Source organism: Pseudomonas tehranensis, from assembly GCF_014268615.1.
In the GTDB taxonomy this organism is placed as follows: Bacteria; Pseudomonadota; Gammaproteobacteria; order Pseudomonadales; family Pseudomonadaceae; genus Aquipseudomonas; species Aquipseudomonas tehranensis.
Genome location: NZ_JABWQV010000178.1, coordinates 1 through 10,330, shown reverse-complemented (window position 1 = coordinate 10,330; position 10,330 = coordinate 1). Strand labels below are relative to the sequence as shown.

At 58.6% G+C, this 10,330-nt stretch carries 11 protein-coding genes; 7 read left to right on the top strand and 4 right to left on the bottom strand.

Annotated elements, in window-relative coordinates:
* Positions 1-86 precede the first annotated feature (86 nt).
* Positions 87-413, bottom strand: a complete 327-nt coding sequence (locus HU811_RS20280) for a DUF2025 family protein (RefSeq protein WP_186657737.1) — start codon at positions 411-413, stop codon at positions 87-89.
* A 244-nt stretch (positions 414-657) separates the two neighbouring features.
* Here HU811_RS20280 and HU811_RS20275 point away from each other — a divergent pair, with 244 nt between their 5' ends.
* Both HU811_RS20275 and HU811_RS20270 read left to right on the top strand, forming a co-directional pair.
* A complete protein-coding gene (locus HU811_RS20275; RefSeq protein WP_186657735.1) occupies positions 658-1,785 on the top strand; it encodes a glycerophosphodiester phosphodiesterase in 1,128 nt (375 codons plus the stop codon).
* 82 nt (positions 1,786-1,867) lie between these two features.
* Complete coding sequence (locus HU811_RS20270) at positions 1,868-2,173, top strand: PepSY domain-containing protein (protein ID WP_092393069.1); 306 nt, start codon at positions 1,868-1,870, stop codon at positions 2,171-2,173.
* Positions 2,174-2,252: 79 nt separating this feature from the next.
* Here the strand turns inward: HU811_RS20270 and HU811_RS20265 are convergent, their stop codons facing one another.
* Positions 2,253-3,878, bottom strand: coding sequence for a methyl-accepting chemotaxis protein (locus tag HU811_RS20265; protein WP_186657734.1), 1,626 nt, complete (start codon positions 3,876-3,878; stop codon positions 2,253-2,255).
* 315 nt (positions 3,879-4,193) lie between these two features.
* On the opposite strand from HU811_RS20265, the gene HU811_RS20260 reads away from it, so the two are divergent.
* The 3 genes from HU811_RS20260 (at position 4,194) to HU811_RS20250 (ending at position 5,903) form a co-directional block, all read left to right on the top strand.
* Positions 4,194-4,337, top strand: coding sequence for a hypothetical protein (locus tag HU811_RS20260; protein ID WP_172833788.1), 144 nt, complete (start codon positions 4,194-4,196; stop codon positions 4,335-4,337).
* A 37-nt stretch (positions 4,338-4,374) separates the two neighbouring features.
* The gene (locus tag HU811_RS20255; RefSeq protein WP_186657733.1) at positions 4,375-4,620 is read left to right on the top strand and encodes an immunoglobulin domain-containing protein; all 246 of its coding nucleotides are present in this window, start codon (positions 4,375-4,377) and stop codon (positions 4,618-4,620) included.
* 83 nt (positions 4,621-4,703) lie between these two features.
* A complete protein-coding gene (locus HU811_RS20250) occupies positions 4,704-5,903 on the top strand; it encodes an MFS transporter (protein ID WP_186657730.1) in 1,200 nt (399 codons plus the stop codon).
* Here the strand turns inward: HU811_RS20250 and arfB are convergent.
* Together arfB and HU811_RS20240 are read right to left on the bottom strand one after the other, a co-directional pair.
* Positions 5,900-6,313 carry an alternative ribosome rescue aminoacyl-tRNA hydrolase ArfB gene (arfB, locus tag HU811_RS20245; protein ID WP_047226974.1) on the bottom strand — a complete coding sequence of 138 codons (414 nt, stop codon included), beginning with the start codon at positions 6,311-6,313 and terminating at the stop codon, positions 5,900-5,902. The genes HU811_RS20250 and arfB overlap by 4 nt on opposite strands.
* Before the next feature lie 299 nt (positions 6,314-6,612).
* Positions 6,613-8,031, bottom strand: coding sequence for an amino acid permease (locus HU811_RS20240; RefSeq protein ID WP_186657728.1), 1,419 nt, complete (start codon positions 8,029-8,031; stop codon positions 6,613-6,615).
* A 936-nt stretch (positions 8,032-8,967) separates the two neighbouring features.
* On the opposite strand from HU811_RS20240, the gene HU811_RS20235 reads away from it, so the two are divergent.
* Both HU811_RS20235 and HU811_RS20230 read left to right on the top strand, forming a co-directional pair.
* On the top strand, positions 8,968-9,105 hold the full coding sequence (locus HU811_RS20235) for a hypothetical protein (protein ID WP_003178782.1): 138 nt from the start codon (positions 8,968-8,970) through the stop codon (positions 9,103-9,105).
* An 89-nt stretch (positions 9,106-9,194) separates the two neighbouring features.
* The gene (locus HU811_RS20230; protein ID WP_186657726.1) at positions 9,195-10,160 is read left to right on the top strand and encodes a M29 family metallopeptidase; all 966 of its coding nucleotides are present in this window, start codon (positions 9,195-9,197) and stop codon (positions 10,158-10,160) included.
* Positions 10,161-10,330: the final 170 nt, after the last annotated feature.

The window sequence follows — 10,330 nt, the reverse complement described above, 5'->3', positions numbered from 1 at the left end:
TGCATCCATGCTGAATCTGCCGCCGTCATCACGGGCAAGCCTTGCTCCCACAGAGGGTTCTTATCCCATTCATGATCGGCGTGGCTTCAGCCTTCCACCAACTGCCGCACCGCAACGATTTCGGGCAAATCACGGCGGGCCATGTAAACCCGTAACGGTTCGGTGAGGTTGATCCGGTCGTCGATGTTCTGGTCCAGCAGCAACTGGATGCGCTCGCGATTCAGGGTCATGGTGCCGTCCGCTGCGGGCGTCCAGACAAATTCGGATGCCGCAATGATGCCGTCGTCGGCCACGTCCATGCCAAAGGCATCTTCGCTGAAGCGCACGATGTACTGGTCGGTTTTGCGGTTCAGGCCGACAAAACCCTTGAGCTGGTCGGCGGCCTGGCAGATGAATGTCGAAGTGGTGCGCATGGTAAACCTCATGGATGCGTCCCGCAGGACGTCTGATCGATGGTTTACACGCAGGGCAAGTGAACGCTGTCTTCGGGTTTCCCTCTGCCGGGGAAACTGGTGCGGCCAAGCGTACTGCAAAGCGGCCTGAAAAAGCGTGGGAAAAATCTGCTTCGCGCATTTTTATGTCGGTATAGCGATAGCGCCAGGAACGTTCAGTTGTTAAAAGATAGGTCTTTGCGAAACCTACGAAAGGATCTCGAGCATGCCTGTCACCTTCACCCGTAGCGCCCTGATGCTGAGCCTGCTACTTGGCTTCGGCCAGACACAGGCCGGCGAAGTCCCGTCCCCCAAGGCCCTCGCGGCCCTGCAAGGTATTCCTCACCCGGCGGTGATCGCCCACCGCGGCGCCTCGTTTGACGCGCCGGAGACCACCGCCGCGGCCTACAAACTGGCCCGCGACCTGGGCGCCGATTACCTGGAGCTGGACCTGCAACGCAGCAAGGACGGCGTCCTGTTCGTACTGCACGACGACAGCCTGTTGCGCACCACGGATGTCGCGACCAAATTCCCCGAGCGCAAGGACAGCACCGCCAACGAATTCACCATGGCGGAACTCAAAACCCTGGATGCCGGCAGTTGGTTCAACACCGCCTACCCGGACCGCGCCCGCCCGTCGTTCGTGGGCCTGAAAATTCTGACCCTTGACGAGGTCATCAACATCGCCGAAGGCAACCCGCTGCACAAACCGGGGCTGTACATTGAAACCAAGGAGCCGAAGCTGTTCCCCGGCATCGAACGCGACCTCAAGGATAAATTGCAGGACCGCGGCTGGTTGAGCCCGGCGGGTTCCAAGCTCGCCAAACGCGCCACTGGTGTAGGTCAGGGCAAAGGTAAAGTGGTCTTGCAAACCTTCGAAAAGAGCAGCCTCGAACTGCTGCAAAAAGAAATGCCCAACGTGCCAAAGGTCCTGCTGCTGTGGGTGGGCGATGGCTACATCGAGGCCAAGTCGAAGGTGACGTTTGCCGAGTCCGGCGAAACGGACAAGGCGGCTTACTACGCCAAACAGCAGCCCAAGGACAAAGCCGAATTTGAACAATGGGTCCAGTTGGCCAAGGCACAAGGCGCCATCGGCACCGGGCCGTCTGCCGCATTGACCCACGGCGGCAGCCAGAGTTATTCGGACCTGGTGCAGCCGTGGATGAACCAATACACCCATGATCAGGGTCTGTTGGTGCACGTCTACACGGTGGATGAAGCGGTGGACTTCAAAAAAGTGCTGGAGGCCGGAGTGGATGGCATCTTCACCAACCGCGCCAGTGAACTGCTCAAGTACTTGAAGCGTCCCGCGACAGGCAGCGTGGCACAGGTGCTGGAGAACAACGGTTACTGAATTAAGGGTGAATTAAGTTGCCACAGTTAATCTGAAGCCACTTAAACGAAACACACCTTTAACGACGCTAAGGAAAGAACCTATGAAAACTTTAACTGCCCTGTTCACCGCCGCAGCCCTGACCCTCACCGCTGGCCTGGCCCAGGCTGATGTTCGAGTGGACCAGATTCCACAACTGGTCAAGGAAGGCAAGATCAAGTCGCTGGAATCGATGAATGAAGAGGCCCTGAAGTTGCACCCGGGCGCCACTATCACCGACACCGACCTGGATAACCACTTCAACGGTTATGAATATGAAGTTGAACTGAAAACCGCCGATGGCAAAGAGTATGACGTTGACTTCGATGCCACTACCGGCAAAGTACTGTCCAACAAACAAGACACTTGATTGAACATCAAAAAATAGCCGCGCAGCCTTAGGGTTGCGCGGCTTTTTTACGTCTTCGAACAACTGACACTCACAATGATCAGGCACTCAATCGCGCCGTCACTTCATTCAACTGCCCCGACAAACCGTGCAGGTTTCGACTCGCGGCTTCGGTGCGCTGCACATTGTCCAGATTAGTGCTGGCGATGCAGGTGATTTCGGTCAGGTTGCGCGAGATGTCTTCAGCCACCGAGGTCTGCTCTTCTGCGGCAGTGGCGATCTGACGGTTCATGTCGCGAATCGCTTCCACGGCCTGGGTAATGCGCTCGAGCATCGCACCGGCCTGAGTTACCTGCTCCACGCTTTCCTCACTGCGCGACTGGCCGCTCTCGATGGCCTGGGCCGCGTCCACCGCACCGGTTTGCACGGTCTGAATAATCTGGTTGATCTCGATGATGGACGAGGCAGTGCGCTGGGCCAGACTGCGCACTTCATCGGCAACCACCGCGAAACCGCGCCCGGCCTCGCCAGCCCGGGCCGCTTCGATGGCAGCGTTGAGGGCCAACAGATTGGTCTGCTCGGCGATACCGCGGATCACTTCCAGAACCTTGCCAATGCGCCCGCTATCGGTTTCCAACTGGCGGATGACCGTGGCGGTGTTGGCGATTTCACCGCGCATGCGGGTGATGGTGTGGATGGTCCCTTGCATGACCTTCTCGCCCTGCTGCGCCGAGTGATCAGCATCGTCGGCCGCTCGCGCCGCGTCGGCGGCATGGCGGGCGACTTCCTGGGCGGTGGCGGACATTTCGTTCATCGCCGTCGCCACCTGATCGGTGCGTTCGAATTGCTCGCTGGTGCCTTGGCTCATCAGGCTGGCGATGGCATTAAGCTCGCCGCTGGCACTGTCCAGCTCGGTGGCACTGCGCTGCAGACGCGAGAAGGTTTCGGCGAGAAAATCGCGCAGGGTATTGGCGGCCAGCGCCAGGTCACCCAACTCGTCCTGCCGGTTGCTGACCACGCGCTCGGCGAAACGGCCGCGACTCAGTTGGGTCACGTACTCGATCAGGTTGCGGATCGGCTGCACCAGGTTGCGATTGACCAGCCACAAGCTGAACAAGCCGATCAGCAGGCCGGAAATCAGCATGACCACGGTGCCCAGCATAATCGTGTGATCGGCGCCGGCACTGATTTGCGTCGATTGTTCACTGGCAAGCTTGCGTAATTCCACCACCAGCGCACTCATTTGCTCACTGGCCGCGCGGTCCACACCCTTGACCGCCGCATCACCCGCCGCGGCATCGCCACCCGCCGTCACAAACGCATCACGGCCCTTCTGGTAGGCCGCACCCAACTGCTTATGTTCGTCTCGCAGCCCCTCAATCCGGGTCTTGATGGGTGTCGCAACCCCTTCGAGGCCGATCAACTGACCAAGAATGTCCTGCACATCGTGCTGGCGATCTTCGAACTGCTTCCAGTATTTAGCCAGGTCCGCCGGCTGCTTGCCGCGCAGCAGCACGTTCTTCCATTCCTGGACCTGCACCTTGAATTGCAGGTTGGCCTCATCGATCAACTGCGAAGCACGCAACGGGCCATCGATCAGGTTGCGATAATTCTGCACGCCATTGGAAAGGAAATGGAAAGACGCCAGGGCAATCAGCAGCATCGCCAGCAGACTGCCACTGAGCAAAGCGAGAATCTGCGCTCTCAGGGATTTTTGTAGAAACATGGAGGGAAATCTCTTGAAAAGAAGAAAGAGCCAAGCTCACGAACGACACGTCCCGACCTCCATGTTCGTGGTATGCAGTGTCGCAACCGAATCCGGGATATGTACTAGCCATCGACCTGCCGGGCTTATTCTTGAGCCTTCGCGACGACCGGTAGCGGCCGTTTGACGATTGGACATGTCCTGTCCAGACAAGCCCTTTTGTCGCCACAACGGAACTTAAAAGTCTTTTTGTCATTTCTTCTGCGGTATCCTGCCCACGCTTTGTAAAAGCGCGGATCTACCAGATCTACCCACAGACTTTGCGAGGAGCGCGATATGCACGAGATTCCTAATCTCCCCTTCCCTAGCCTGCACGAAACTGAGCAGACGACCACGCTACAAGCCGGGGGGCAACCAGACGCCCAGCAACCCGAGCCTAAAGAAGCCACTGAACGCCGCCAGGCCGACAGCGAAGACTGATTTACCCGCACGACCAGACCGTGTGGAAAGCGCTAAGATGCGCTTTCCACACTGCCTGAATCCTGAGCCCCCCATGACCGATGCCCCCACCTTCAGCGAAGCCCAAGCCAGCGTTCTGATCGGCACCGCCGAAAAGATGGTCGATATCTGGACGCGCCTTTCCCCGGAAAAACAGGCCGCCTTGCTGGCACGTTTCGGCACCGAAGAAAACGCCCTCGCCGCGCTGGTCACCACGCAACTGGTTGCCGGGCACGACGACAACTCAGCGCCATCCGGCAAATAGTTTTACTTTTCCACGCTTCACGGCCGCAGGCACCGCTATCATAAGCAGCCTATCTATCCTGCTGCTCCGTGGACCCTCTACCCATGCCAGATACCCAGCGCCCCTTGGCGGTCACGCTGCAAGTCGTTTCCATCGTTCTGTTCACTTTCATTGGCTACTTGAATATCGGTATTCCCCTTGCCGTGTTACCCGGGTTCGTCCACAGCGAACTGGGCTTCGGCGCGGTGATCGCCGGGCTGGTGATCAGCGTCCAGTACCTGGCCACCCTCCTCAGCCGTCCGTATGCCGGGCGCATCATCGACAACCTGGGGAGCAAGCGCGCGGTCATGTTCGGCCTCGCCGGTTGCGGGCTGAGCGGGGTGTTCATGCTGGTCTCTGCCTGGACGTCAACCCTGCCGACGCTGAGCCTGATCAGCCTGCTGATTGGCCGCCTGGTGCTGGGCAGTGCGGAAAGCCTGGTCGGCTCGGGGTCGATCGGCTGGGGCATCGGTCGGGTCGGCGCGGCGAACACCGCCAAGGTGATTTCCTGGAACGGTATCGCCAGCTACGGCGCGCTCGCGATTGGCGCGCCGTTGGGCGTGTGGCTGGTGAAGTCCCTGGGGCTGTGGAGCATGGGCGTCAGCATTGTCTTGCTGGCGCTGCTGGGGCTTGCGCTGGCCTGGCCGAAAACGCCGGCGCCGATTGTCACGGGCGAACGGCTGCCGTTCATGCATGTGCTGGGGCGCGTCCTGCCCCACGGCTGCGGCCTGGCCTTGGGCTCCATCGGTTTTGGCACCATCGCCACGTTTATCACCCTGTATTACGCCACGCAGCAGTGGGACAACGCGGTGCTGTGCCTGAGCCTGTTCGGCGCCAGTTTCATCGGCGCGCGCTTGCTGTTCGGTAATTTGATCAACCGCCTGGGCGGCTTCCGGGTGGCGATTGCCTGCCTGTCGGTGGAAACCCTGGGTTTGTTGTTACTGTGGCTGGCGCCTGATGCGCACTGGGCCTTGGCCGGCGCGGCATTGAGCGGCTTCGGTTTTTCCCTGGTATTCCCGGCGCTGGGGGTGGAAGCGGTGAATCTGGTACCGGCCTCCAGCCGTGGCGCGGCGGTGGGCGCCTATTCGTTGTTCATTGACTTGTCACTGGGGATTACCGGGCCGTTGGCCGGTGCGATTGCCGCCGGTTTCGGTTTTGCTTCGATCTTTTTGTTCGCCGCGCTGGCGGCATTGGGCGGGTTGTTGCTGAGTCTCTACCTGTACCGCCAGGCGCCGACGCATCGCCAGGCGCGGGAGAAAAACTAGAAGTCCACCTTGCCGCGCCCGGCTTTGATCGAACCGCGCTTGGTCTTGGATTCCAGGCGACGTTTCTTCGAGCCCAGGGTCGGCTTGGTCGGACGGCGCTTCTTTTCGACCTTGGTGGCGTTGAGGATCAGTTCGGTCAGGCGTTCCAGGGCATCGGCCCGGTTCTGTTCCTGAGTGCGATATTGCTGGGCCTTGATGATCAACACGCCGTCGCTGGTGATGCGACTGTCGCGCAACGCCAGCAGCCGCTCCTTGTAGAAGTCGGGCAAGGACGAGGCCGCAATGTCGAAGCGCAAATGCACGGCGCTGGAGACCTTATTGACATTCTGGCCCCCGGCGCCCTGGGCGCGGATGGCCGTCAGCTCGATCTCGGCGTCCGGGATGTGCACAGTGTTGGAAATTGCCAGCATGAAAAAAGAGGTCCGGTATCAGGACCCACAGGATACCGCGAATCCCCAAGACAGCGACCAACCCTTGTGGGAGCGAGCCTGCTCGCGATGGCGGTCTGGTAGGTGAAACCTATGCCGGATGTGACGGCCTCTTCGCGAGCAAGCCCGCTCCCACGAGATTCCGCAGTGAACACACATTCTGCGACCACTGAAGATCCAGTGTGGGAGCGGGCTTGCTCGCGAAGAGGCCATCACAGGCGATATCTGTATTGACTGTGCCGCCGCCATCGCGAGCAGGCTCGCTCCCACAGGTTTCGTGCTTACTTGGCAACAGTCGCCACGCCCAATTCTTGCCGGGCACTGCGCTTGTTCTTGATCACGTAGCACACCCACATGAACACCACCCATACCGGAATCGCGTAGACCGATATCTGGATGCCGGGAATCAGCAGCATCACGCCAAGGATGAACACCACGAAGGCCAGGCAGACGTAGTTGCCGTACGGATACCACAGTGCCTTGAACAGCGGTGTCTGGCGGGTCTGGTTCATGTGCTGGCGGAACTTGAAGTGCGAATAGCTGATCATTGCCCAGTTGATCACCAGGGTCGCGACCACCAGCGACATCAGCAACTCCAGCGCATGCTGCGGGATCAGGTAGTTCAGCAGCACTGCCACCAGCGTGACCGCAGCCGAAGCCAGGATCGAACGCACCGGCACGCCACGCTTGTCGATCTTGGCCAGGGCCTTGGGCGCATCGCCCTGTTCGGCCATGCCCAGCAACATGCGGCTGTTGCAGTAAGTGCCGCTGTTGTACACGGACAAAGCGGCGGTCAGCACCACGAAGTTGAGGATGTGCGCGGCCGTGTTACTACCGAGCATCGAGAACACCTGCACGAACGGGCTGCCGCTGTAGGCATCACCGGAGGCATTGAGCGTACTCAGCAGGCTGTCCCATGGGGTCAGGGACAACAGCACCACCAGGGCACCGATGTAGAAAATCAGGATCCGGTAGATCACCTGGTTGATGGCCTTGGGGATCACGGTTTTCGGTTTGTCGGCCTCGGCCGCGGTGAAGCCAAGCATTTCCAGGCCACCGAAGGAGAACATGATGATCGCCATCGCCATCACCAGACCGCTCACGCCGTTGGGGAAAAATCCGCCGTGAGCCCACAGATTGGTCACCGAAGCTTGCGGACCACCATTGCCGCTGACCAGCAGATAGCTACCCAGGGCAATCATGCCGACAATTGCCACGACCTTGATGATCGCGAACCAGAACTCAGCCTCACCAAACACTTTGACGTTGGCCAGGTTGATGACGTTGATCAGGACGAAAAATGCTGCCGCCGAAGCCCAGGTAGGAATGTCCGGCGCCCAGTAGTGGATGTACTTGCCGACCGCGGTCAGTTCCGACATGCCCACCAGGATGTAGAGAATCCAGCAGTTCCAGCCCGACAGGAAACCGGCGAAACCGCCCCAATACTTGTGGGCAAAGTGACTGAAGGAGCCGGCCACTGGTTCCTCGACAATCATCTCGCCCAACTGGCGCATGATCATGAAGGCAATGAAGCCGCAAATGGCGTAACCGAGGATCATCGACGGGCCCGCTGACTTCAGCACCCCCGCCGAGCCGAGGAACAGGCCTGTACCGATCGCGCCGCCGAGGGCGATCAGTTGAATGTGTCGATTTTTCAGGCCGCGTTTCAGCTCGCCTGAATGCGAGTTTTGTCCACTCATGAAAAGGTCTCACGCAAGGTTTGATGATGTTCGTTAGACGTTGCCGCTCAAATCGGATTTCAAGCAGCGCCGATCAAACCCCAGCGCAGGCACCAGGAATTCAGCGTTTTTACAACGGTCATGCGTCACCTGTTTGTTTTTATCTGTGACGAAATCGAACCCGACACGCTCGTGACGTGGCGGAGTGAACAAGGCGGATAACCTTGAAAGTGCGTGGGTACGCGAAGGGTCACAGTAAAACGCGGCGCATTGTACACCGCCGACCCCCTGCTGCCAGACACCACCGGATCAGCGTGTCATTTGCCGGGATTGCATGGGGGCGCCTCAAGCATTGAGGACGGCCGCAAAATCATGTCCAGGCTCTTGCAAGCCGTTGAAGGGTGTGACGTATAAAACGCCACGACGGGAGAGATGGGTTGAGCTACGGCGTTCATTGCGCCTCCTTCTTGTTATGCACCTGCACGACAGGCATGGCGTGCATATCACCCTTCTATCCGGCCTGAAACAAGCGGTCCAGAGCCGTTCAAAGGTCGCCGCAACCCGCGCGGCGGAAGCTTTTTCTTACAGCCTGTGAAAAGGCTGATTCCGTCCCCCGATCTCGGCTCAGATCGTCAGATTTTCTTTACGATGCGTAACGCAGGTTTTCCATCCAGGCATTTTGTGTCGGCTGCCTGCAAATTGACGGTAGATAGCTACCTATTAAAAATATTCCCCAGACAACTGTTTTTGAATGAGTAATTTTCTCGGAAAAAATAGAACAAAAAGTTCAAACGAAAAAAATAATTTATTTTTTTGCATTCCAAAAAACCCTCGACTAGGTTTTCAGCGACTTGCCAAGGCGTCGTACCGGCAGGTTTTGCACAGTCGCTTCCGGTCAGTTCTCAATCGCGGAATCGACTTCGCAACTTTCCGTAAAAGTCATCTAGGAGATTCGCTATGCAAGCACTGGACAAAGACTTGGAAACCGAACTGCAACTGGACGAATGGTTTGAAGCACCGACCCATGAAGCCGCCGTTGAAATGATGCAAGCCGACGCCGTTGTTCCGTTCGGCACGGCGATGTGGCCTCTGTAAGCGCTACCGGCGGAGGTGATCCGGCCGGTCGGCTCCGCCACTTTGCAGACACTCAGGGAAGCCAACACCACTGTCAGGGAAGAATAAGCATGGACACACAACGAGCCATCTCACATTTCCTTTACTACCTCGAACATCATCCAGCCCTGGCCGGCATCCAGCCCGCCAAGGTGTTGCTCGGCCATACCGCCGACTACGAAGCACTGACCGGAGCCATTGCCGACCAGGCCGGTAGCGGCTCGCCCTTCCGGTTCAGCGCCATGCGCCTGGACCTTGAATCCACTGAGCGACTGTCCAAGGCCATTGCCGACAGCGATCTGTACATTTTCTTCTACGACTCTTCCACCCTGCCTAATCCACGCCCCGACGGCCCGGACTTTGTTCGCGCGCTGCAAGGCGTGATGGCAGACAACTGGAAGAAATCACTGCTGTTCAAGGACTACGGCGATTATTTCTACGACACCTTCAGCGTGATTCCTCAGCGCATCGCCGGGCTCAACAGCCACCTGATCCGGCGCATGTCCCAGGCGACGACCTTGAGCTTTCAGGATGACCTGGGTTCGTATTTCGACACCGACCTCAACAGCGTCAAGAAATGGACCGACATCAACGGTCTCGGCAACTATGACCTGGCCCCCGGCGAAATCGCCACCCACAGCGACACCATCAATGGTCAGGTGAAGTTCGTCGGTACGTTCCTGAGCACCATCCCGTTCGCCCGCAAGTACGGTGTGCTGCAATCGCCGCTGGAGTTGTGGATCGAAGACTCCACTATCCAGAAAATCGCCACCGACGTGCCGGGGCTGGAGCACGACTTCAACAAATATCTGGACGCCAACCCCTCCAACCGGCGCATCGAGGAACTGGGCATCGGCACCAACGAAGGGGTCAAGAGCCTCTATGCCCGCAATGCCGGTTTCGAGGAACGCCATTGCGGCCTGCACCTGGGCCTGGGTGGCGGGGCCAAGGGCAGCCATCACCTGGATCTGATTTTTGAGAGCGGTGTGTTGGCGCTGGATAATGAGCGGATGTTTGATGGGCGGTTTGTGCTTTAGGGCAGCTTCAAGCGGCCAGCTTTGAGCTGCAAGAAAGAGCCAATAGCCTCTGGATTGTGGTGGATCCGCTGGCCTCTTCGCGAGCAAGCCCGCTCCCACAATGAATCTGCATATGAACCGTAGATTTGTGGCAACACAGATCAAATGTGGGAGCGGGCTTGCTCGCGAAG

Excerpts from the sequence above, each read along its gene's own strand:
- HU811_RS20260 (WP_172833788.1), top strand. The coding sequence starts at position 4,194 with ATGCACGAGATTCCTAATCTCCCCTTCCCTAGCCTGCACGAAACTGAG.
- HU811_RS20250 (WP_186657730.1), top strand. The coding sequence starts at position 4,704 with ATGCCAGATACCCAGCGCCCCTTGGCGGTCACGCTGCAAGTCGTTTCC.
- HU811_RS20235 (WP_003178782.1), top strand. The coding sequence starts at position 8,968 with ATGCAAGCACTGGACAAAGACTTGGAAACCGAACTGCAACTGGACGAA.
- HU811_RS20270 (WP_092393069.1), top strand. The coding sequence starts at position 1,868 with ATGAAAACTTTAACTGCCCTGTTCACCGCCGCAGCCCTGACCCTCACC.
- HU811_RS20240 (WP_186657728.1), bottom strand. The coding sequence starts at position 8,031 with ATGAGTGGACAAAACTCGCATTCAGGCGAGCTGAAACGCGGCCTGAAA.
- HU811_RS20275 (WP_186657735.1), top strand. The coding sequence starts at position 658 with ATGCCTGTCACCTTCACCCGTAGCGCCCTGATGCTGAGCCTGCTACTT.
- HU811_RS20280 (WP_186657737.1), bottom strand. The coding sequence starts at position 413 with ATGCGCACCACTTCGACATTCATCTGCCAGGCCGCCGACCAGCTCAAG.
- HU811_RS20230 (WP_186657726.1), top strand. The coding sequence starts at position 9,195 with ATGGACACACAACGAGCCATCTCACATTTCCTTTACTACCTCGAACAT.
- HU811_RS20265 (WP_186657734.1), bottom strand. The coding sequence starts at position 3,878 with ATGTTTCTACAAAAATCCCTGAGAGCGCAGATTCTCGCTTTGCTCAGT.
- arfB (WP_047226974.1), bottom strand. The coding sequence starts at position 6,313 with ATGCTGGCAATTTCCAACACTGTGCACATCCCGGACGCCGAGATCGAG.
- HU811_RS20255 (WP_186657733.1), top strand. The coding sequence starts at position 4,375 with ATGCGCTTTCCACACTGCCTGAATCCTGAGCCCCCCATGACCGATGCC.